Source organism: Rummeliibacillus sp. POC4 (genome assembly GCF_003576525.1).
Classification (GTDB): Bacteria; Bacillota; Bacilli; order Bacillales_A; family Planococcaceae; genus Rummeliibacillus.
Window position 1 is genome coordinate 1 of sequence record NZ_QWUA01000046.1, and the last position, 22,101, is coordinate 22,101.

22 protein-coding genes and 1 pseudogene are annotated in these 22,101 nt (G+C 34.1%); 8 read left to right on the forward strand and 15 right to left on the reverse strand.

What is annotated here, in order from left to right; all coding sequences use genetic code 11:
- A pseudogene (locus D1606_RS12080) lies at positions 1-578 on the forward strand (hypothetical protein); the annotation flags it as partial.
- A gap of 258 nt (positions 579-836) precedes the next feature.
- Here the strand turns inward: D1606_RS12080 and bioB are convergent.
- The 3 genes from bioB to D1606_RS12095 form a co-directional block, all read right to left on the reverse strand.
- On the reverse strand, positions 837-1,823 hold the full coding sequence (gene bioB, locus D1606_RS12085; RefSeq protein WP_119416267.1) for a biotin synthase BioB: 987 nt from the start codon (positions 1,821-1,823) through the stop codon (positions 837-839).
- A 1-nt stretch (position 1,824) separates the two neighbouring features.
- Positions 1,825-2,415 carry a biotin transporter BioY gene (locus D1606_RS12090; protein WP_119416268.1) on the reverse strand — a complete coding sequence of 197 codons (591 nt, stop codon included), beginning with the start codon at positions 2,413-2,415 and terminating at the stop codon, positions 1,825-1,827.
- 222 nt (positions 2,416-2,637) lie between these two features.
- A complete protein-coding gene (locus D1606_RS12095; RefSeq protein WP_158582374.1) occupies positions 2,638-4,524 on the reverse strand; it encodes a S8 family peptidase in 1,887 nt (628 codons plus the stop codon).
- A 305-nt stretch (positions 4,525-4,829) separates the two neighbouring features.
- Between D1606_RS12095 and D1606_RS12100 the strand changes: the two genes are divergently transcribed.
- Complete coding sequence (locus D1606_RS12100) at positions 4,830-5,309, forward strand: hypothetical protein (protein ID WP_119416270.1); 480 nt, start codon at positions 4,830-4,832, stop codon at positions 5,307-5,309.
- Between the two features lie 339 nt (positions 5,310-5,648).
- Here the strand turns inward: D1606_RS12100 and D1606_RS12105 are convergent, their stop codons facing one another.
- Positions 5,649-6,263 carry a PH domain-containing protein gene (locus D1606_RS12105; RefSeq protein ID WP_119416271.1) on the reverse strand — a complete coding sequence of 205 codons (615 nt, stop codon included), beginning with the start codon at positions 6,261-6,263 and terminating at the stop codon, positions 5,649-5,651.
- A 770-nt stretch (positions 6,264-7,033) separates the two neighbouring features.
- On the opposite strand from D1606_RS12105, the gene D1606_RS12110 reads away from it, so the two are divergent.
- The 4 genes from D1606_RS12110 to D1606_RS12125 all read left to right on the forward strand — a co-directional run bounded on the left by D1606_RS12110 (position 7,034) and on the right by D1606_RS12125 (position 10,144).
- Positions 7,034-7,762 (forward strand): amino acid ABC transporter ATP-binding protein, encoded by a 729-nt coding sequence (locus D1606_RS12110; RefSeq protein WP_119416272.1) that lies wholly within the window; start codon positions 7,034-7,036, stop codon positions 7,760-7,762.
- A gap of 68 nt (positions 7,763-7,830) precedes the next feature.
- Entirely contained in the window at positions 7,831-8,622 is a 792-nt protein-coding gene (locus D1606_RS12115; protein ID WP_369973802.1) for a transporter substrate-binding domain-containing protein, read from the forward strand.
- A gap of 203 nt (positions 8,623-8,825) precedes the next feature.
- Positions 8,826-9,479 carry an amino acid ABC transporter permease gene (locus D1606_RS12120; RefSeq protein WP_119416274.1) on the forward strand — a complete coding sequence of 218 codons (654 nt, stop codon included), beginning with the start codon at positions 8,826-8,828 and terminating at the stop codon, positions 9,477-9,479.
- 14 nt (positions 9,480-9,493) lie between these two features.
- Positions 9,494-10,144: an amino acid ABC transporter permease gene (locus D1606_RS12125; protein ID WP_119416275.1), complete on the forward strand. Its 651-nt coding sequence runs from the start codon at positions 9,494-9,496 to the stop codon at positions 10,142-10,144.
- A gap of 183 nt (positions 10,145-10,327) precedes the next feature.
- Here the strand turns inward: D1606_RS12125 and D1606_RS12130 are convergent, their stop codons facing one another.
- From D1606_RS12130 to D1606_RS12140, 3 genes are all read right to left on the reverse strand, one after another.
- Entirely contained in the window at positions 10,328-10,978 is a 651-nt protein-coding gene (locus D1606_RS12130; protein ID WP_119416276.1) for a FusB/FusC family EF-G-binding protein, read from the reverse strand.
- A 231-nt stretch (positions 10,979-11,209) separates the two neighbouring features.
- Complete coding sequence (locus tag D1606_RS12135) at positions 11,210-12,358, reverse strand: VanZ family protein (protein ID WP_119416277.1); 1,149 nt, start codon at positions 12,356-12,358, stop codon at positions 11,210-11,212.
- 107 nt (positions 12,359-12,465) lie between these two features.
- Positions 12,466-12,756, reverse strand: a complete 291-nt coding sequence (locus D1606_RS12140; protein ID WP_119416278.1) for a DUF6509 family protein — start codon at positions 12,754-12,756, stop codon at positions 12,466-12,468.
- 411 nt (positions 12,757-13,167) lie between these two features.
- On the opposite strand from D1606_RS12140, the gene D1606_RS12145 reads away from it, so the two are divergent.
- Positions 13,168-14,394, forward strand: coding sequence for an IS110 family RNA-guided transposase (locus D1606_RS12145; RefSeq protein WP_119416279.1), 1,227 nt, complete (start codon positions 13,168-13,170; stop codon positions 14,392-14,394).
- A gap of 180 nt (positions 14,395-14,574) precedes the next feature.
- Positions 14,575-15,831 carry an alanyl-tRNA editing protein gene (locus tag D1606_RS12150; protein ID WP_255416316.1) on the forward strand — a complete coding sequence of 419 codons (1,257 nt, stop codon included), beginning with the start codon at positions 14,575-14,577 and terminating at the stop codon, positions 15,829-15,831.
- 129 nt (positions 15,832-15,960) lie between these two features.
- On the opposite strand, the gene D1606_RS12155 is transcribed toward D1606_RS12150, so the two are convergent.
- The 8 genes from D1606_RS12155 to D1606_RS12190 form a co-directional block, all read right to left on the reverse strand.
- On the reverse strand, positions 15,961-17,283 hold the full coding sequence (locus tag D1606_RS12155) for a hypothetical protein (protein WP_119416281.1): 1,323 nt from the start codon (positions 17,281-17,283) through the stop codon (positions 15,961-15,963).
- A gap of 236 nt (positions 17,284-17,519) precedes the next feature.
- Positions 17,520-18,200 carry an ankyrin repeat domain-containing protein gene (locus tag D1606_RS12160; protein ID WP_119416282.1) on the reverse strand — a complete coding sequence of 227 codons (681 nt, stop codon included), beginning with the start codon at positions 18,198-18,200 and terminating at the stop codon, positions 17,520-17,522.
- 32 nt (positions 18,201-18,232) lie between these two features.
- Positions 18,233-18,859: an NAD(P)-dependent oxidoreductase gene (locus tag D1606_RS12165; RefSeq protein ID WP_119416283.1), complete on the reverse strand. Its 627-nt coding sequence runs from the start codon at positions 18,857-18,859 to the stop codon at positions 18,233-18,235.
- A 259-nt stretch (positions 18,860-19,118) separates the two neighbouring features.
- Positions 19,119-19,532 carry a Na+/H+ antiporter subunit G gene (locus tag D1606_RS12170; RefSeq protein ID WP_119416284.1) on the reverse strand — a complete coding sequence of 138 codons (414 nt, stop codon included), beginning with the start codon at positions 19,530-19,532 and terminating at the stop codon, positions 19,119-19,121.
- Positions 19,510-19,794, reverse strand: coding sequence for a Na(+)/H(+) antiporter subunit F1 (locus D1606_RS12175; RefSeq protein WP_119416285.1), 285 nt, complete (start codon positions 19,792-19,794; stop codon positions 19,510-19,512). Before D1606_RS12175 ends, D1606_RS12170 begins: the two co-directional genes overlap by 23 nt.
- Positions 19,791-20,276, reverse strand: coding sequence for a Na+/H+ antiporter subunit E (locus D1606_RS12180; protein ID WP_119416286.1), 486 nt, complete (start codon positions 20,274-20,276; stop codon positions 19,791-19,793). The genes D1606_RS12175 and D1606_RS12180 overlap by 4 nt, the downstream gene beginning before the upstream one ends.
- Before the next feature lie 15 nt (positions 20,277-20,291).
- Positions 20,292-21,770 carry a Na+/H+ antiporter subunit D gene (locus D1606_RS12185; RefSeq protein ID WP_119416287.1) on the reverse strand — a complete coding sequence of 493 codons (1,479 nt, stop codon included), beginning with the start codon at positions 21,768-21,770 and terminating at the stop codon, positions 20,292-20,294.
- On the reverse strand, positions 21,763-22,101 hold the full coding sequence (locus tag D1606_RS12190; RefSeq protein WP_119416288.1) for a Na(+)/H(+) antiporter subunit C: 339 nt from the start codon (positions 22,099-22,101) through the stop codon (positions 21,763-21,765). Before D1606_RS12190 ends, D1606_RS12185 begins: the two co-directional genes overlap by 8 nt.

Sequence of the window (22,101 nt, forward strand, 5' to 3'; positions counted from 1 at the left end):
CTGGAGGTACTGGCGGTACTGGTGTAACTGGTGGTACAGGGGGTACTGGTGCTACTGGCGCTACTGGTGCTACTGGTGCTACTGGTGCTACCGGGCGTAACGGTGCTACTGGCGCTACTGGTGCTACTGGTGCTACCGGGCGTAACGGTGCTACTGGCGCTACTGGTTCTTCGTCAAACTCTCCATTTGCTTATATTCGACGAAATAAGAAACAAATCTTATCAAAGAATTGCCCATATGTTAGGTGGAAAAGTATCCTTGGTTCTTCAGGCATTAACATAAATTCTAATCACCCTACTAGTATCAAGGTCACTACACCAGGATTCTACCTCATAAACGCTTTTGTTAATTTTAAAGGTACAAGTGCTTTTGTATTAGAATTAAATGGTCAAGAGCTCACTCCTTCCACTCTGTTTTCTCAAGATGATGGTTTTACAATGTCCGTCATTGTGAATATACCTGCTAACTCTAGCTTAAAATTAAAGCTAAAAAGCAAGGATGAAGAAACAATTATTTCTTGCAGGGATTCCGTTTCTGCATCTATTACTATTGTCAGGATTTCAGATGCTTCATCTTAACGTACACGGGCATTTAAATCCCATTAACTCCCATATTTAACTATTTCAATCTACTAAAAAGTCACTATTTTTGCTTTTTGCATTAATAGTGACTTTCTTCTTTATATAAGTAATATATTCTTCCCTTTGAATCAAATTCAAATTTTCATAACAAAGTGATGGACTTTCAAATGCGTATTTATATACTAATTTCTTCAAAAAATCTTATCATCTAAAAAAACAATTCCTTTGGTCTAATGATTGCAATCCTCTCCCCTTTTATACTTTAAGGGGATTTAAATCAATTTCAAAACCCATTTCTTCAAGCATCTTCTTATCTGCATCCCCTGGTTGTCCATCAGTTGTAAGATAATCACCTAAGAAAATAGAATTTGCTGGATATAAACTTAACGGTTGAAGTGATCCTAAGTTGACTTCTCGACCACCTGATACTCTTATCTCTTTTGTAGGATTTATAAATCTGAAAAGTGCTAGTACTTTTAAACAATGCCTAGGGTTTAGTTCATGCGTACCTTCAAGCGGTGTACCATCAATTGCATTTAAAAAATTGACTGGGATAGAATCTGCGTCTAACACATGTAAACTTCTTGCCATATCAATAACATCTTGTTTTGTTTCCTTCATGCCAACGATTACGCCAGAGCATGGCGAAATGCCAGCTGCTTTCGCACGTTCAACTGTTTGAACGCGATCATCATACGTATGTGATGTTGTAATATTAGAGTGATTTCTAGCCGAAGTATTGATATTGTGATTGTAGCGATCTACACCGGCTGCTTTTAGTTTTTCTGCCTGCTCTGGCTTTAAAATTCCTAGACATGCACATATAGTCATATCTTGATGCTTTTCTTTAATCGCTTTTACAGAATCTACAACAATATCAATTTCTCTGTTCACAGGTCCTCTACCACTTGCAACAATACAATATGTGCCTACATTTAACGCCGCTGCACGATCTGCACCAGCAACAATTTCAGCTTGTTTCATCATGGGGTATTTTTCAATAGGTGCTTTGGAAACGATAGATTGTGAACAGTATCCACAGTTTTCAGGGCATAATCCTGATTTTGTATTGATAATCATATTAAGCTTTACCTTATTACCAAAATAATGATGTCTAATTTGATAGGATGCGTCAAGAATCTTTAATAATTCAATATCTGGGCTCTCTAATATAGCCATTGCTTCTTGGTCATTTATTTTATAACCATCAATTACTTTCTCAGCTAATTTAGCATAATCCATTTTAATGACCTACCTTTATGATTTTTTGTAAGCGGAATCCAAATATACCCGCTAATACAGCTAATATAATGTCTTTTGGAAATGGCGGAACCATCCATAACCATGCCATCTTGTAGGTAAATCCTTCTGGAGCAGATGCCCAAAGTTTATATGCATAATACATCCAATTTGTTCCTAGCAAATAATTAATTGCAATACCTACAAGAGCTGCTGCAATATACATAGATTTTGTACGACGAACATCTACCATTTTTCCGGCAACATATGCTGATAATATAAATGTAATAATAAATCCGAAAGTAGGGCTTAATATAGAAGAAAAACCACCGCTAAATTTTGCAAAAACAGGTGCTCCCACTAAACCGAGTAATGTATATACCGTTATTGATATAGCACCTAAGCGACTACCTAAAACAAGACCTGCTAATATTGCAAATAATGGTTGAAGAGTAATTGGCACCCCACCAACAACTAAAAACGGTGCAAAAGAAGTAATATTTGCCCCTATCATCATTAAAGTGGCAAACAATCCACAATAGACAATATCTAATGTTGAGAGCTTGCTCTTTGTTCTAGAAATATTTGTTGTCATTTACCTCACCCTTTTGTTAACTTATTTTAAATATAGGTTAACACATTCCAACGAATTTGGAACACTATTTTTAAAAATAATTAGAAAATTAAATAATAAAATTATATTGAATACATAATGTCTTAAAAAAACCACCTACTAAGCAATTAAATGCATGGTAGATGGTCTAATTCTCTATAAGCTACTATTCTCTTAACTTAAATATGTATATCTCACATTGATTTACTTCACAGTAAATTTCACTGCAACTGAGTTTTTAAATGTTCTCCCCTTTAATGTCTTTAAACCTTTTCGATTAATAAGTATTACATATTTACCTGTTGCTAGATTTTTTTTAGTCGATAGTTTAATCGTTTTGCCGTTTTTACTTTTCGATAGTTTGAAGCTGGCTATACTATTTCCTGAATGATTGATATAAATATGACTTACCTTCAGTGATGAAGATTTAATAGCTGTTTTAAAGGTAATCGTCGTATATTTCTTCTTTTTCATATTCGATAGATTTGTTGCTTTTACGTATTTTGACTTATTGGTTGTAGAAATTGCAGTTAAGTTAAGTTTATAGCGGTATTTTTTCACATACTTTTTTTGTGAAGCCGTTAAATCATTATAAACTACGTATGCTGGCAAAAATTCTTTTTTAAAATTGAGTTTTTTCCCTGACCGAATCTTTTTGATGATATTATTAATCTTCGTTTTATTTTTGCTTACATAAATTTTAGATGCCGATTCCTTTACTGTTGTAAATGATACTGTTTTTCCAGTGGATTCTTTTCCAAGAGGACTAATGGTTGTTACTTTTGCTTTATAGGTAGTACCTTGTTTTAATCCTTTTAATGTATAGTTGTTATTTGTTGTTGTGACTGCTTTCTTTCCAGTTACCTCTACTCTATATTTTTTCACTGGAACTATTGTATTTTTAGCCATTTCATAATGCAATATTGCTGAAGTTTTTTTAATACTTGATGCAGATAGTTTACTAACATTACTTGGGCTCTTAATAGTTGTGTTTAGTAAACCATATCCATATAGAGAATCCCTTCCTGTATCTCCCAAGTCAATTGCATAATTTCTAAGAACGGATCTCAACTCACTAGTTGTATATGTTGGGTATTTTTGTTTAAGCAACGCGATCATACCAGTAACATGTGGAGCAGCCATAGAAGTACCTGTCATTTTCACAATGGAGTCATTTGGAGTAAGTACATTTATATCAACTCCAGGTGCAGTATATTCTACCTGATTTCCAGTATTAGATTTACGCCAAATACTTCTATTACTATCTATCGAAGATACCGCAATCACTTCTTTATAATTTGCTGGGTATTGTACTGGCTGAAGATTACCTTCATTTCCAGCTGCAGCTACCATCGTAATGCCTGATTCATATGCTCTTTTTATAGCTTGATACAAAATTTGGTCATCCTTTGGAGTACCAAGGGACATATTGATCATATCAATATGATTTTCAATAGCCCATTCAACAGCCTTGAGAATTGTCTCCATTTTAGCACCATCATTATCAAAGACCTTCACACTATACATATCTACATCTGGTGCCACACCAACCAAGTAACCATCAACTAAACGCTTACTAACTTGACCCCCAATTAGACCTGCTACAGCAGTACCGTGCCCATCAAAATCCGTCGGTAGGCTTTCGTCTTCTTGGGTCGAATCGTCATCTTCAACAAATGAGTATTTTTTGACGTTTGCCAATGCAGGAATATCTGCAACACCTGTATCAAAAATTGCTACTCTTATACCTTCTCCTGTGACATTTTGTTTCCATGCATTTTGAATTCCCATCATACGCAAATTGACTAATGGTTTAATACTGCTTAAAGCTGTACCTTGTGTCTTTAAAGTGGTTGGATTTTTTTCAATCACCTGAATACCTTTGGACTGTTTTAAACGTATAAGAGTATCTGAGGTAAAATTCCCCTGCACAACTTTCAATTGTTCAAAATGATTTTCAATAGATGATGCTAGTTTCATAATCTGTTCTTTTCCTGCATCATTACTATATACGACCATTACATCTTTATACTTAATTTCTGAGGCTGAAGTATCATGTGCATTAAACATTACAATGCTCACTGCTAACATACAAAGAAGCCACCATTTCAGATATTTCCGCATAACTTCACCTGATCCTGATTACTATTTTTTATGTGTATTTCCAACATTTTTCGAGAAATTTTTTGATATTTTTATAGTAACATGTAGTATGAAAATGGTTATCTTACAAACCTATTAAATTTTTGTAACAGTAAATGTAGATTTTCAGTTAATCTATAGAGTTACACTGTCAGGTGCAATGTTGTCTCTTCTGTTCTATAATGTGATATATTGGGCTTTTACTTAATTAAGAACAAATTGAAACCTATCATATAGGTGAAGAAGGAGTTTCCATGTTTAGAAATAAAAAAATTAAAGTTCACGTTTCCGGATGGCCAGCTTTGCTACTGCTTATAGCACTTATTAGTATTATCCTTACTTTGGCTATAACTGTTCCTTACTTCGGATTTTATGGCTTGTATACTATAATGGCTAAGTTTAATCTAGCTAATATCGAAATCTTTGAAAAAGGCTATCAAAACTTTTTCTATTTTGGTTGGTTTATATTATTAATTTTTTCTATGATTGTTTTATTAGATTTCGTTTGTCTTTTTATCATCGCAAGTTTTAATTTGAAATTAACCAAATTTATCGATACGATTAGTTCTATTGCTCAATACGCAGTAAGTGTTATGATTTTCAAAAAATTTATTGTTGCAGGCTTTAATCGAATTAATGTTACTTGGAGTGGATCTATCATTCTTTTCTTAATGCTTTATATCATTGTAGCTGTATTTAGTTATGAAAAACCAAAGAGTGAAACCACCAGGTAAATTGAAATCCAATGGGTTAAATGTTAATTTCCCCTAAAGTTTTGTCAATATTATTAAAAAGCTTGAACGTTATTTAATAGTATGTTAGAATCCTAAAAGTTCGGTATTTTATTTAAAGATAAAATATCGAACTTCGTGTGAGTATAAACCTAATTTTGGGTCTTCAGCAGGTAGCTGAAGGCTCTTTTTTTATAGAAAGATATTGAGTGCTATAGAAAAAACTTTTTTGGCAAATAAAAAGCATCAAAAATTTTATAATCGTAAAATTTTTGATGCTTTGTTTTTTTAACTGGTCCTTACTGCGGCAAATACTTTCTACGGGTAAGGCAATCTCTTCTGCTATTCATTAATATATAATTCAAATACATCACTATAATCTTTTCTCAAATATTGTTCTTTGTTTTTTAAAACCCAATCGTTTGCGAATTTTGTAATCTGTTCAAAAGATTGTGCAGGTGTCACATCTTTAGCTTCTATTTTTCCAATAGATTGCGCAGCGTAACTTAAGCTATTTTGCGCTATTTCAAGGTTTTTCTTATTATGAAGCATCTCTACTGAAATTGCATGCAATGCTTTATATAGATCTTTTATTTCGGTATCAAACTTTTTATGAATATCAATTGACATAGGTATGTTATCAATGGTGAACTTAATTTCAATATCAAGATCTATAGTACCTGCCGTTTCTAACATTACATCAGAAATTGTACTATGCTCATAATCATAACGTTTTAATAGACGTTTTTTACTAAGAGCGGAATCTCCATCAACATGGATGAGTGCTTGGTTTGTAAAGCAATATTCATCTGACTTTGTTTTGATCAAGAAGTAAACAACTTCTCCTGATTCATGCATAACAAAATCATCAGATTCAGTTTTATCAAATTCCTCTTTCGGTACGACGATTCCAATATCAGATAATCCTAAGGCATCAGATGCTAATTTTTTTAACATAAAACTTTCCTCCTCATAATTGTTTCTTACCTAAATCTACGTCTCCCATGAAAAAAAGATTCAGAAATCAAACACTTTCAGCTTATTCATTTATCGGTTAGATTATTCACAATATAGAATTCGATAATGTATAGAGCTCCTCAAAAATTGTGGATAACAAGTGATTAACTTATTTTTAATCACTTGTTACGAACAGTTTGTGCATAAGTTTTTAGTCATCTGTGTATAAAGTATAACTTCTTGACAGAATATTTCTCTCTTCCTCACTGTAAAGTCAAATTTCAAGGTATGGACTAGATTTTATTCACAAGATTATTTTAGTTATGCACAGGATCATTCCCTCTTTCTCTTACACTTCAAAAATATTTACATCTCTAAAGCTGATTATATTCGTTCAAGTGTATATTTATACACACATTCACCTCTATATTTGCTAAAAAAGAAAAAATCATCTTTCTAAGTTTTAATAGTTATACACTAATTTGCTAATAGTACTTTTACGTAAACATTTTATATCTTCTTATCTATTCTAAAAATTGCTATAAATCACTTAATTTATCAATAATTCTCCAAACTACACATTTTACTAAAAAGTAAAATATATCAATTTTTTAAATATTTTTATATAATTTCCTTGCGCTATAAATATACAATACGCTATGATTATAGAAACACAAATACTGTAAAAGGTGGATGGACTTTCGTAATATGTTCGTGAACTACCAAAAAATATCGAAATATTCTGTCTTCGTTTGTTAGGGGGATTCACCATGATTGAGTTTAAAAATGTGAATAAGTATTACGGAGATTTCCAAGTATTAAAAGATATTAATCTCACTATTAACAAAGGTGAGGTTGTAGTCATCATTGGACCATCTGGTTCTGGTAAAAGTACACTTCTTCGTTGTATGAATCGTTTAGAAACAATCTCTGATGGGTCATTAACGATTAATGGTGTCGAATTACACGATAAAAAAACAGATATTAACAAACTACGTCGTAAAATTGGTATGGTATTTCAACACTTTTACCTTTATCCACATAAAACGGTACTAGAAAATATTATGTTGGCACCTGTTAAGGCACTTGGCCAATCAAAAGAAGAAGCAAAAAAAACAGCATTAGCCTATTTAGAAAAAGTAGGAATCCCAGAAAAAGCAGATGCTTATCCATCACAACTTTCAGGTGGTCAGCAACAACGTGTCGCTATTGCCCGAGGACTTGCGATGCATCCAGAAATTATGCTTTTTGATGAACCTACATCTGCACTCGACCCAGAGATGATTGGGGAAGTTCTAGATGTTATGAAACATTTAGCGAAAGAAGGCATGACAATGGTTGTTGTCACACACGAAATGGGCTTTGCAAAAGAAGTGGCCGATCGCATTATTTTTGTCGATAAGGGTCAAATACTTGAGGATGCAAATCCGACAACGTTCTACCAAGAACCAAAGGAAGAACGCGCTAAGTTATTCCTTAGTCGGATTTTAAATCATTAATGTAAATTGAGGGGGAGAAATGGATGTTCAAAAAGAAAAAAAGTTTATTAACAGTGTTACTTTTAGCAATGCTTTCAGTTCTTATGTTAGCAGCTTGTGGTACTAAGGATGATTCTGAATCAGGCAGTGGTAGTGGTTCAAAAGAAAGTAAAAATTCACTAGAAGCCATTAAAGAAAAAGATAAAATTGTATTTGGTGTAAAGAATGATACCCGCTTATTTGGTTTAAAGGATCCTAAAACTGGTAATATTGAAGGATTCGATATTGATATCGCTAAAGAAATCACAAAGATTATTTTAGGTGATGAATCCAAAGCGGAGTTTAAAGAAGTAACTTCAAAGACGCGTATACCTATGTTACAAAAAGGCGATATTGACGCTATTGTTGCTACGATGACAATAACTGAAGAGCGTAAACAAGAAGTAGACTTTTCTGATGTCTATTTCAAAGCGGGTCAAGCTCTACTTGTTAAAAAAGGGAGTCCAATTAAAAGTATTAAAGATATTAAAAAAGGGACAAAGGTTCTTGCTGTAAAGGGTTCGACTTCAGCTGTTAATATTCGCGAAAAAGCACCCGATGCAACAGTTTTAGAATTTGAAAACTATGCTGAAGCTTTTACCGCTTTAAAAGCGAAACAAGGTGATACGTTAACAACAGATAACGCCATTCTTTACGGTATGGTAGACGAAGATCCGAACTATCAAGTGGTTGGGGACATCTTCACGGATGAACCTTATGGTATTGCTGTGAAAAAAGATAGCCCAGAGTTAGTTAAAGCGATTAATGATGCATTAAAAGAGTTACAAAGTAACGGTAAATACGATGAACTTTATAAAAAGTGGATTAAAACAAGTAACTAATCCTATTCATTCATAAAGTTTTACTTATTAAAGAATCTTTACTAATGGCTCTATAAAAGACGCATAAATATGGCCATGAAAATTTTAACGGGCAGTCACCTATTCTAATGGATGTAATTAGATATTAGGTTGTTACTGCCCGTTCCTTCTTGGTATTACTGCTTAGAATTTAAACTACACGTATTGAGTAAGGAGTGACCAGAATGCTCGACTTTTCAATTTTGACCGAAAATTGGGATATGTACATAGAAGGCTTTATAAACACGATTTATATAAGTGTAATTGGCCTTATTGGAAGTTTTGTATTTGGAACGATCTTAGCTGTCTTTCGAATCGCGCCTTTTAAACCTTTAAATTGGATTGGAACGATTTATGTTGAGTTTTTCCGTAATATTCCGTTATTAATTATTGCATTTTTCTTATTTACGGCCCTACCTACAATTGGTATACAATTAGATGGTTTTAAAGCGGGAACGTTAGCACTTATTATTTACACATCTGCTTTTATAGCAGAAGCTGTCCGAGCTGGTATTTTATCTGTACCTAAAGGGCAAACAGAGGCAGCTAGATCCTCAGGTTTAACATATATTCAAACGATGAATCTTGTTGTTTTACCACAAGCGATTAAAATTGTTATTCCACCTCTTGGTAACCAATTTATCAATCTTGTTAAAAACTCATCTATTTTAACAATTCTAGCTGCCGGGGATTTAATGTATCAAGCTGATTTAATCTCTACTAGAACTTTTGTTACGTTCGATGTTTACATTTTCGTTGCATTATTTTATCTAGTTCTAACTATACCTCTTAGCACTGGTGTTAACTATTTAGAAAAACGCCTTGCAAAGAGCAATTAAAGGAGGGCGAGTCTATGGATTTTACTGGTGCTTATACTCCAGATCATTTAAAGTTCTTGTTCGATGGTTTTCTAATTACTTTAAAAATTGCTGTTATATCAATTATTGCTAGTTTTGTTATTGCAGCAATTGTTGGTGTGATTCGCTATACGAAAATACCTGTGGTTTCTCAAGTGTTCGCTGTCATCGTTGAAGTAATTCGAAACTTGCCGCTACTTTTAATTATCTTCTTTACCTTTTTTGCTTTACCGGAAATCGGTATTGAGATGAGTATTGAAATGGCTGCTATTGTGGCACTAACAATTTTTGAGGCTGCAATGATTTCAGAAATTATTCGTAGTGGCTTGAACTCTATTGATAAAGGGCAAATTGAAGCTGGACGTTCTTCGGGTTTGACTTATGTTCAAACATTATGGCATATTGTTTTACCGCAAGCATTACGAAGAATGGTCCCACCAATTGTCAGTCAATTTATATCACTATTAAAAGATACATCATTAGCAGTGGTTATCGCTCTACCGGAACTGATGCATAATGCACAAGTGATTAATGCACAAAATGTCAACTTTATCATTCCTATTTTCATACTTGCAGCATTAATGTACTGGGTTGTCAATTACGTTCTATCCATTGTAGCAAGAAGATTAGAGTTAAAAACTTCATGATTTATGTCTAATCTACCTAGGAGCTATAATAGGAACCGCCTTTTCCTTTTTCAAAAACCTAACATAATTCTAAATAAAAAGAACAGGGCCCATGAAAAACATTTCATGGGCCCTGTTTTTTTATTTTCGGAGATCAAGCGCTTATTAATACTAATTTTACTTGTTCTAAAACGCTAAAGCATATCACTCTGTTACTCGCTCAAAAAAGTCATTGACTCTTGTATAATCGGCAATATTCCGATTACAACTTTCACTGTCCGAACAAATATAATTACTATGCTTTTTAAACGTATCGATAGCTTTCCCCTTTTTCGTTGTTGTGAACAAACTAACATCGGAATGATGATGACATATTGCACAAATTCCTTTAATCGTATTTGCTTCTACCTGGCCTTTAATAGCCTTTAGCTTGCCTTGTTGTTCAACAACGATATATTTTCGATGTGTGCTGGCATCGTGCCACGTAAAATAACATATATGACGAAAATCAATAGATTCTATGTTGGGTAATTTTAATTTCTTTTCCTTTTTAAAAAGACTCTTTAAATTACTGGTCGTTACTTTTTTAAAAGGTATGACAAAAGGTTTTAAGCTCTCCAAATATAATTCAGCTTGTGTTCGATCTGTCATCTTATATAATTGCTCAATTACAGTTAATTGAACATCGGATGGTTGAATATTTTTTTCAATTTCTGTTTCAACAAGCCCTTTAACAGCAAGTAATACATTGCGATCCTTTGTTGTATTATAAGCATTTAGAAGCTTATTCATCTGTTGTTCGATTAAATGATAATTTGCTACGGATAAGAAAGGTTGAATTGTTTGTTTTTCCATTGAAATCACTCCAATTTTTTAGGCTTTTTGTTTTTGGTTTTATGGCCTAAAGAAATGATCCAACATGAATATTCTATAAAACTTCGATGGAGATTTCCTTGACCATGAAGTTTCGTGCATTAGAGTATGCATTACAAAATAATGCAGACATTTAGATTCCTCCTTTAAAAAGAACTGCTTTTATAGTAGCACCAACTAATACAAAATACAATATTTGTAAGAACTATCGAACTAATTTTTTCTGGTCGTGTACAAGTCAGATGCCTCATCAAAATAAAATCGACGTTTTCCTTTTCCGAATACAACCAACATTATATGGATAAATAGAACAATCGTTAAGATGAAATACAATAAGTTTATCCCTAGTGGAAGGAATACCGATACATGATAATAAGGTGATGCCATTGAGATTTGTGATTGATTTAAGACATTCACCACGAATGTTACAAAAAATGTCACATATATTGCAGCAAATCGTTTAAAAAGACGGCTTATTGTAGTCATCTTACTAATTTTACTATCATATCGGAAACGCAGTATATATGTTCCTATCGTTCGACCATTCCATATCATTGGTATAACAAAGAAGAAGAAAAAGTAAGAGACAGACCGAATAAGAAATTCATTGATATCATTTGTACTCGTAATATCCAAGAATGTTTGTGCCAATAAGTCTGAGACAAACAAATCAACAATCATTGCTAGTAATACAGCCATCGGTTTGACTTCATCTAATTTTAATAAGCGATCTGCTTTTTCATGTATTCTTTCTTTTGACGGGAAAAATGCTAACACTGCAGGAGCAATGAAAAAGCCAACAATCCCACCTAATGTATTTAGTATTAAATCGTCCACATCAAAAATTCTATAAGCACAATTATAATAACCATAAATGCCGGTTACCTGTGTTATTTCATAAAATAATGTTACAAGGAATGTAATCCCTAACGCTTTCCCCCATTTTTTCTTTTCCTTTAAAAAATAGCGCAAATAAACGCCTAATGGCATTAACAACAAAAAGTTGAAAAATGCTTGATAAAAAGCGGATTGTGTAAATAAGTTCATGTACGTCCCGGGTTTAGACCAAACGATATTACCACTGTCGAAAATTTCCGATACAAAACGAAATGGGACGAATGAATAATGTTGTGTTCCTGGCTCTTGCATCGAACAAGTATCACGAATTGCTGGCAATGGTAAAAGAACGAGAAATAAGGCTGATAAAAAATAGAAAACAAATGAAAATGAAATGATTGTCGTAGATAATGGCATAAATCCATATTTTCGATATGTATAAATAAGCCACGGAATCCAAATGACAACTGCCAACAAAACAAACACAATGATTGCTGCATAAATTGGTTGGATATACGTATCCATTTCTTACATCTCCCTTAACAAACATTTGAACGGAAATAGACATCCAGAAATCCTACACTTGAGTATTCCCGAATGTCTATTCACTAAAGCATATAGCCGTTTGATTTTTATTCTCCGGCTGCAATACGATCTTTACAAAAGTTTAAAATCAATTCTTCTTCATCGTCTTCCAATGCAAAGTCTAATAGTTTTTCATCTGCTTTAGCTGTGATAAAGTAATTAGCTAATGAAATTTCTTCATCTTTTTTGGCAATAATAACGCGGATTTCAAGGCCACCTTCTGTATAAAGTTCATCCTCATCATCAACATTAATATCCAAAACAAATTCATAACGCTGACCTTCAATTATATGAGTCGGATCTAAGATTTCCTCCATTGTATATGCTAAAATATCCAATAATATCGCTCCTCGTATAATAAATTTTAAGTTAATAACTGTTCCTTGAAAATTGAATAGTTTTTATCTTCAAGGCTATATCCCAAAATGATAGATGGAAAACTTTCGTCTTGGATACTGGGGGATTTCCTTAGATAATGGATTTATGGAAATGGATCCATCGGGAATATGCTTTTCGCTCCTGTAGTTTAACTACGTTTAAAGACTGTGACCCAGACCCAATACTGCACTGCATACGCACAAGCTGTATCGATTTCCTTCACTTACCTCTCAGAGTAGTGGGCGGGCAGCTTAGGTGAAGGTCTTCATTGAATACTCATACACGAGGTTGTGGTATGTTTTGGACTCTAGGGAAATCCCACAGTATCCAAGCTATTTCTAAATATCATCTAAAGAAAGGAGGTCCTTTCCATGAAACTATTCGTAGGTATTGATGTAAGCTCCGAAAAACTAGATGTATGTTTTCTTGATAGTAATGACACCGTTTTGAAAGAAATCTGTCTTTCAAATGATGTGAATGGGGCCAGTGCCATTCAGGAAAATGTTCTCCATTTTCAGCAGTTGTACCATTATGAAAAAATTGTCGTTGGCATGGAGTCTACTTCCATCTACAGTTTTCACCCTGCCATGTTTCTAACGGAAGATAAGGAACTGAAGAACTTAAATGTTGAAGTGGTCGTGCAAAATCCAAAGGCCATCCATCGGTATAAAAGATTGTTTGAAGAAGATAAGACCGATAGAATAGATGCTTTTCGAATTGCGGATTTTTTACGCATTGGGCGTTATAATAAGTCTCTTATCAAAGAGGAAAAATATGTTGCCCTTCAACGTTTAACACGCTCCAGATATCAACTCGTTCACCAACTAACAGAATGTAAACAACACTTTCTGGAAAACCTTTACTACAAATGTAATACACTATCGAAAGAGTTAAATACGTCTGTTTTTGGTGCAACGATGATGGAAATACTTTCAGACTCCCTTTCGTTGGACGAAATCGTAGAAATGGAACTGGAATCACTCGCTACCCTTCTTCAGAAAAAGGGGAAAGGCCGCTTTAGTGACCCAGAACAATTAGCGAAAACCATTAAGAAAGCCATACGTGATTCTTACCGGCTAGGTAAGGTTGTTCAAGACTCTGTAGACGTTGTATTAGCCACTTATGTGCGATTGATTCAAACCTTGAAAAAGCAAATCAAAGAGTTAGAAAAAAGCATTGCCGCCTTATTCGAAGCTATTCCAGAAGCAAAATGTTTAACAAGTGTTCCAGGCATTGGCATCGTATACGCTGCAGGAATCATCGCGGAAATTGGACAAATAGAACGCTTTAAAAATGAAGCCCAATTAGCCAAATATACCGGTCTTTACTGGAAAAAATCGCAATCTGGAAATTTTGAATCGGAACGAACACCCATGACACGAACGGGAAACCAGTATCTTCGTTATTACATGGTTGAAGCTGCCAACTCTGTACAACTTCGTGAAGCTACTTACCGTTCGTATTATTTAAAGAAATATGATGAAGTTCCAAAATACAAACATAAAAGAGCCCTTGTCTTAACTGCGAGAAAACTAGTGCGTCTGGTGGATGTGCTACTACGCAACCACCAACTCTACATGCCAGAAAGGAGTGTGTAAATCAAAAGCTAACCACTGCTTTTGATATCCTTTCAAGGTAGCTTCAGAAATACGAACAAGAGTTCGATTTTCTGAAGTTTAGTTTCTTGCGCTCTTTTTTAGAAATTCTTCTCTAGTTTTTATCAATCCTATACTTGACTTAATACCACAAGTCTTTTACATCTTTCATTACTTTATAATATAGGAAATTGGCAATTAGTAAAGTTTTATGATGAAAATGAGCAAAAAGATAAGGAGTGTTGGAAGATGCAAGAGCTTTTCTATTATCAAGATGTGATGATGAAAGAATTTGACGCAACTATTCAATCACAACAAATAGATGTAGATGGACGAAAATATATTGTTTTAGATAATACTGCTTTCTATCCGACTGGTGGTGGGCAGCCTCATGATACAGGTATGTTAAATAATGTTAAAGTCATTGATGTAGAAAGAATTGATGATGAGATTCGACATTATGTAGATGAACTATTACCAGAGGGTACTAAAAAAGTACATGGCGTATTAGATTGGAAACGTCGCTTTGATCATATGCAACAACATGCTGGGCAACATATTTTAACAGCGGCTTTTGTTGAGATCTTAAACTATCCAACAGTAAGCTTTCACCTTGGAACTGAAACTGTAACAATCGATATTGATGTACCTAATCTATCTGACCAGGAACTTGCCTTTGTTGAAAAAAGAGCGAACGAAATCATTTTAGAAAACCGCCCCATGAAAACAAAATGGGTAACCCAAGACGAACTTGCAAACTATACGTTACGAAAAGCTGTAGCAGTCACAGGGGAAATTCGCCTTGTTATTATCCCTGATTATGATTACAACGGCTGCGGAGGTACTCACCCAACTTCGACTGGACAAGTTCAAGCAATTAAAATAATAGCAACTGAAAAACAAAAGAAAAAGACTCGTGTACATTTTGTCTGTGGTAGTCGTGTACTTCAAGAACTTCATTGGCGAAAAAAAGAATTATCTGAAACAGCTCGCCTCGTGAATGCACCAGAAGAAGAAGCAGCTCGAGCAGTAACAAAGCTTTTGCAAACGCAAAAGTCACTTGAAAAGTCATTAGCAGATGCACATGCAAGAATTTTATCCTTCGAGGCTAAAGAATTATTACATCTAGCATCTAATCACCTAATCCATAAGATATTCACTTCTCGCTCCGTGCAAGAACTTCAACAATTGGCGCGCGCAATCGTTGCAGCAGATGAAAAAAGTACAGTGTTATTCGTTTCAGAGCAAACAGATAGGGTACAATTCGTGGCAGCAAAAGGACAATCAGCGCCAACTGATAGTATGAAAAGAATCACCAATACGATTCTTCCAATCATCAAGGGTAAAGGTGGCGGTAGTGATAGCTTTGTACAAGGTGGCGGTGAACCTACTATTTCAGCTGAAGAACTATTAGAAGAAATGATAAGAATATTAATGTAAAGTGAACCTCTCATCTGTGGGAATTTCTTCATCCCACAGATATTAGTGTATGTACATGTACAATTATACTAAAAAACTGTGAATACACTTTGTGCACTCACAGTTCAAATAGAAACGTTGTCTCCTAGATTAGTCAGTTATACTACCTGGTGAGAAAATCATGGACGGCTCAGATATTATGTTTGTGATAAAAAGATTCCAATCTTCGATCATCGTGTAGAAGTGGAAGACATCAGGTTTTCCTGCAGGATACGTAATAGACTCTGCATCCAAATAAAATTCATCCCAATCATTTTGTTCCTGATAACGTTCGAGCAAACTTCCTGCTTCTACCTTCTTTTGAAATTCTTCAAAAGCGCTCGGTATTACATCTAAAAAGATTATTTCAATATTCTCTTCTTGTATTTGGCTACGCATTCTATTCGCCCAATATAAAACAACATTTTCATCTAACTTTGCATACTTTGTATTTTGGCGTGAATAAGGATAATGCTTAGCCTCTTCTTGTCGTTTATTAATATCTTCAATCTTATACTTAGTAAAGGACTGATATACTTTTATAAGTTTTTCTTTCAACTTTGGAGATAATCCATCCTTACGCAACAAAATTTCTAATTTCATGCCTAAATAGCCTAGCTCTATCCCTAACTGTTCTTCGCTAATTGCCGTTGATTTTTGGTTAATGAGCCATCTAAACGCTGATTGATAAAAAGCTCCTGCAGCTGCGAGATCTAGCGTTGTGTATAATCCTTCAGGCAAGTATATACATTGTGTATAAATTTTTGAAACGGCTAAACGTAGAATATCACCCATAAAGTAAGAATCTCTTTCCAACCATTCATCTTTTGTCCCTTGAATATAGGCATAATCTGGATTAATATTGATAAACTGATCATATTGCTGAATCTTACGTTCATATAAAGCTCGAATTGATTGACGAAGTAATTCTTTTTCTCCATCAATTTCATTTAGTTCAAAGAACGTACCTACTGTATCTACGTAAGCATTTGAAAGGCGATCAAATCCACGCCCAAAAATCTTATTTAGTTTTTCAAGATGCGTTGTTTTTTCTTCACCATCAAAATCACGTTCAATCCTTGCTTTATACGTAATATATTCAGATGCTAGATAGTTAATATGTTCGCTAATAGCGGCAATTCTTTCAAAAGAAACACCACCTCGCGCACTCACATTAAATTCAACCATCTTCCAAAATATATCCTTTGGTAATCCATTCGTTTCAATTTCACTTTGAGTGAGTGCTTGAACCTTCATCCACTTATTTGCGGAGAAATGCTGAGGTTTTTTCTTTTCAATATATTTTTTATATTGTTCTTTTAGTTTTTCTATTATTTCAAAATTTAAATTACTATTTGAATTCGTTCTTTCATTTTCGATACTCAATTTATCGATAGACAGTGGAGATAAAGGCCAATGATCATGTTCCCTCATAATTTGTAAGGGCCCCCTTTGTAATGTTACAGACCAAATCTATTAATCATTATGGATATTCTATCAATAATTATTGTATTAAACTAGAGAATTTTATACATTCAAATTAAAAAACTAGCAATTTTCACGATATTTTCACTATTCTGCATACATATAACCACATATCAGCTAAATAAAAAATGCCTACTTCAACTAAGATAAGCTTGTTGAAGAGGCATTTATATTTTTTCTTATCATCAATAAATATTTTTAGTAACTGAATTTTTTAATAAGTATTCGATTTCTTTAAATCCTAATTTTTCTGCATGTTCAAGTGGTGTGACATCATCTTTGTCTGCAATATTTGGATTTGCTTTATGTTGCAATAATAATTGGACACATTCTTGATATTTCTTACTGCCATCACCTAAGATAACTGCTTCTAGTAACGCTGTCCATCCTAAGTTATTAATGTGATTAACATCTATTGTTGTCTCATTTAATAACCAACGCAAAACATGAATATCACCATGTTCAGCTGCTGGTATTAGCGCTGTGTTTCCATATCGATCAGTACTGGTTGGATTAGCACCCGCTTTTGTCGATAATTTAAGAATATCCAAATAACCTTCTGCAGCGGCATATAGAAATGGTGTATTATGCATATCATCTTGAATATTCACATCGGCACCTGTTGCAATAAGAATTTTAGCAATTTCCACATCATTATTATATGTAGCAATCATCAGTGGAGTTCGTCCTCTTTCATTTCTTTGATCTAAATCTGCTCCGGAACGAATTAGCTTTTTTACCGCATATACATCTTGTTGATGAACAGCATTCAATAATGTTTGTTTAGTATCTTTATCTTTTGTAAATTTAACTAAGGCAAATCCTAAAGACAATGCGACCATTGCAGCTTTATGTCTTTTTTTCATGTGTTTTCCTCATTCCCATTTGCTTTCGTTCACTAATATGCAATTCCTACTCTTGTGTGTAAAAATTGTTTTTTAAAACATTCTTCATAGGCAAATCTCGCAGTATCACCTACTGTAATTTTTTGTCCATTAAGAGGTAGCTGATTTTTTTCTATTCTATATTTTCCGGTTTCTTCCCCATCCGGTAAATATGTTGGACAAACAATTGTCCAGTCTAAATCTGATTTCTTTAGCATTTGAAAAATCTTTGCATGCTCTTCTGCAGCAAATGTCTTTTTCTGTTTAGATTCACTTGTTTGAAAACGAAACTTTCCAGATTCTATACGGCTATCTAAAATACCTGCCGTGCCTATAGTGACGATTCTTTTTATATCATGTTTCTTCATGGACAAAATAATATGTGGAATACTTTCAGATAATGTGGTTGTACCATTTGCATTTAAAGCACTAATCACGATATCTGCATCAATAATGGTCTGCTCAACATCTTCTATACTCAAAGCATTTCCTTGCAAAATGGCTAAATGGTTATGTTCTTCTAGTTTTGACGGAGTGCGAGGAGTGCGGACAAGAGCGGTAACTTTGTGTCCATCTTGTAGTGCCATTCGGACAATTTCTCCACCGACTCTTCCCGTTGCACCCAAAACAGCCAGTCTCATTTTATAATTTCCCCTTCCAGCTTTATTCTAATCATTATTTTATCATTTAGCATTTTCCTTACAAATAAAATGATTTTTGCACATAAAAAGCGATGAAATATATATGTAAATTTTTATACTCTTATGTCTAGAAATTGTTAGGTCCCTATACCTTTAAAATATCGTCCATTCATTTTAATTTCTAAGTACTTTTATACAAAATAGCGACTGAGGCAAGTCTTTTACTATGAAGTAATCTGCTATAAAAATAAGCCTCCCCTTATAGAAGAGACTCTTCTTTTGTAATGGTTGATGAACGATTACTACTATCATCGTCTTTTTTATCTGGAAACAGCACATGATGCAATTCATCATCACCAGACCCCTCTGCTAGCTTTACTCCTGAACGATAAGCTGCTCTGCATATAAGATGCCCTGCGACTGGCGCTGTTAAAAAAACAAAAAGAATACCTAGCAAAATTCGAATGCTAAAAAATCCATCATGCGCCCAAAAATACAGAAAGGCTCCTAGTAAGGATAGTAGGACAGCTAATGTCGAACTTTTTGTTGCTGCATGTGATCGAGTATAAATATCTGGTAAACGAATAATTCCGAACGCACTTACAACACTCATCAAACTTCCAACTAAAATCAGCAAAACACCTGTCCATTCAAGAATCGGATTTACGCTCAATAATTTTCCCCCTCTCCAAATACTTTGAAAAGGCAATGGTACCGATAAATGATAAAATCCCTAATATTAAAATAACTTCTAAAAAGGCTTTTGTTTTAAGTAGAATTGATACAATTGCAATCATCGATAATAATGTAACGCCAATCATGTCTAGCGCCACAACGCGATCAGGCATAGAAGGGCCTCTAATAATTCTAAAAAGGGCAACTATAATCGTGATTGAAAATAACACTAAAGATAAGATCAAGATTTTCTCTGTCATTTTCGGGTCACCTCCATAATGACCTTTTCAAAGTTTTCTATCGAGCGGAGTACAGAACCTTTCGATTTTTCAATGTCCATAGCGTGAATATAAAATTTCCTTCCATTTGGTGAAACTTCCATTACGACAGAGCCAGGAGTCAATGTTAAAAGAAGAGCTAATGTTGTAATTTCACCCTCACCTTGCAAAGCAGTTTTATAAGTAAAAATACCAGGTGTAATATTAAGTTTTGGGCTACATATTTGGCGTAGCACAAGCAAGCTAGATAAGATTAATTCCCATACAAATATCGATACTAATTTTCCAACAGCAAAAATCCTCTTTAAATAAAACTGCATACCGAAAAATCGGTGCATTAAATATAAAATCAAAATTCCAATTAAAAATCCGGTAAAGAACGTTGTAAAATGTGCTTCATTTTCATCCTTTAAAAGCATCCAAAGTACTGCTATAAAAATATTTAATAGAAACTGTGTTGGCACACGTTCACCTCTTCTCTATTTTTCTAATACTGCCTGAATATAGATTTCCGGATTTACAATAGTTTTAGTAGCATCCTCCACAAAACTTGAAAAACCCTCTGCACCAAATCCTAATCCAAATGTGCAACATGCAAGTAACAAAATAGGTATTAATTGCCCCTTTGGAAGAGGTTTTTCGTCACCAATACTAACAGAAGTTTCGCCAAATATTGCTTGTAGAAACACACGCAATAATGAGTACAACACAACAACACTAGAAAAAAATGCAATGGCTAACACAACATAGGATTCTGCTTCTATTAATCCTTGTCCTATCAATATTTTCCCGACAAATCCACTGAATGGTGGAATACCAGCAAGCGATATCATAACGATAAAAAAGAGCCAACCGAATAACGGATAATGTCTAATTAGCCCACTCATCCGATCAAATCTTTTCTCACCTGTTAAGTTAATCATCGTACCAACAATAAGAAATAGCATAGCCTTCGCAATCATGTCATGCATTAAATAATAGATCGAACCTTGTAACGAAGAATCTGTTGCTACCCCAAGACCCATTAAAACGAATCCAACACCAATAACAACATTGTAAGCAACAACCTGTCTTAAATCTTTATACGCAATTGCTCCTAAACACCCTGCTATTATGGTAACTACAGACATTCCTTCGATTAATATATGTGTCACTTCTGGCTTATGATAGAAAACCAATGTAAACATTCGAATCAAAGCATAAATACCCACCTTCGTTAATAACGCTCCAAACAATGCTGCAACTGCAGTTGGTGGCACACTATATGAACCTGGCAACCAAAAGAATAATAATAAGCCAGCCTTTAAAGCAAAAACAACTAAAAATAGCAAACTAATGGTTGTAAGAAGTGCATCCTGTCCCTCCTCAGCAACGCGAACAGAAAGATGAGCCATATTGAGTGTTCCTAAGGTGCCATATAAAAAGGCTAGTGCTACAAGGAAAAACCATGAAGCGAGGACATTAATCAGGACATACTTTAAAGACTCTCTAAGTTGTTTCTTGTTACCACCTAGTGCGATTAATGCATAAGACGCTAATAACATTACTTCAAAACAAACAAACAGATTAAAGATGTCTCCTGTCATAAACGAACCATTTACCCCTGCAATCATAAAAAGAACAAATGGGTAAAAATACATCTTCTCATGTCTTTCCCCTATAGATGAATAGGCATATATTAAACAAATTAATGTAACAATACTAGCGATTAAAACAAGTAAAATGGCAAAGGAATCAGCAACAAATGAAATACCATAAGGCGGTAGCCAACCACCAAAATCCAAACGCATAATGCCACTTGCTTGAATATTCTCCAATAGAACAATACTGATGAAAATAAGGGACAGCATTGTTATCAAACTAAGAGCTCTTTGTACTCGGATATGATTTTTAAGAAATACTAGAACAATTCCTATCATAATAGGGACAACGAGAGGCATAACAACTAAATTATTCATACTTTTGCCCCCTTAAACTTTCAAAATCATCAGATTTACTTGTTTGATAAATTCTAAAGGCAAGAACTAACACAAATGCTGTCACAGCAAAGCTAATTACAATGGCTGTTAAAATTAATGCTTGTGGAAGAGCATCTGTATAGGGACTTTCTGCTTCTTTTAAAAGAGGTACATTACCTTTTTTAACGCCTGCAATCGTTAAAATAAGTAAATGAACTGCATGAGACAATATTGCAGTCCCTAAAATAACTCGAATCACATTTTTTGAAAGAATTAAATAAGTAGCAACTGAAACTAGTACACCGATTAATAAAATCATCATTGTCTCCAT

Bases quoted from the DNA above. Each gene is read 5' to 3' on its own strand.
- D1606_RS12185 (WP_119416287.1), bottom strand. From the start codon at position 21,770: ATGAATAATTTAGTTGTTATGCCTCTCGTTGTCCCTATTATGATAGGA.
- D1606_RS12155 (WP_119416281.1), bottom strand. From the start codon at position 17,283: ATGAGGGAACATGATCATTGGCCTTTATCTCCACTGTCTATCGATAAA.
- D1606_RS12125 (WP_119416275.1), top strand. From the start codon at position 9,494: ATGGATTTTACTGGTGCTTATACTCCAGATCATTTAAAGTTCTTGTTC.
- D1606_RS12190 (WP_119416288.1), bottom strand. From the start codon at position 22,101: ATGGAGACAATGATGATTTTATTAATCGGTGTACTAGTTTCAGTTGCT.
- D1606_RS12145 (WP_119416279.1), top strand. From the start codon at position 13,168: ATGAAACTATTCGTAGGTATTGATGTAAGCTCCGAAAAACTAGATGTA.
- D1606_RS12120 (WP_119416274.1), top strand. From the start codon at position 8,826: ATGCTCGACTTTTCAATTTTGACCGAAAATTGGGATATGTACATAGAA.
- D1606_RS12130 (WP_119416276.1), bottom strand. From the start codon at position 10,978: ATGGAAAAACAAACAATTCAACCTTTCTTATCCGTAGCAAATTATCAT.
- D1606_RS12115 (WP_369973802.1), top strand. From the start codon at position 7,831: ATGCTTTCAGTTCTTATGTTAGCAGCTTGTGGTACTAAGGATGATTCT.
- D1606_RS12100 (WP_119416270.1), top strand. From the start codon at position 4,830: ATGTTTAGAAATAAAAAAATTAAAGTTCACGTTTCCGGATGGCCAGCT.
- D1606_RS12090 (WP_119416268.1), bottom strand. From the start codon at position 2,415: ATGACAACAAATATTTCTAGAACAAAGAGCAAGCTCTCAACATTAGAT.
- D1606_RS12135 (WP_119416277.1), bottom strand. From the start codon at position 12,358: ATGGATACGTATATCCAACCAATTTATGCAGCAATCATTGTGTTTGTT.
- D1606_RS12165 (WP_119416283.1), bottom strand. From the start codon at position 18,859: ATGAGACTGGCTGTTTTGGGTGCAACGGGAAGAGTCGGTGGAGAAATT.
- D1606_RS12160 (WP_119416282.1), bottom strand. From the start codon at position 18,200: ATGAAAAAAAGACATAAAGCTGCAATGGTCGCATTGTCTTTAGGATTT.
- D1606_RS12175 (WP_119416285.1), bottom strand. From the start codon at position 19,794: ATGACAGAGAAAATCTTGATCTTATCTTTAGTGTTATTTTCAATCACG.
- D1606_RS12105 (WP_119416271.1), bottom strand. From the start codon at position 6,263: ATGTTAAAAAAATTAGCATCTGATGCCTTAGGATTATCTGATATTGGA.
- D1606_RS12110 (WP_119416272.1), top strand. From the start codon at position 7,034: ATGATTGAGTTTAAAAATGTGAATAAGTATTACGGAGATTTCCAAGTA.
- D1606_RS12095 (WP_158582374.1), bottom strand. From the start codon at position 4,524: ATGTTAGCAGTGAGCATTGTAATGTTTAATGCACATGATACTTCAGCC.
- bioB (WP_119416267.1), bottom strand. From the start codon at position 1,823: ATGGATTATGCTAAATTAGCTGAGAAAGTAATTGATGGTTATAAAATA.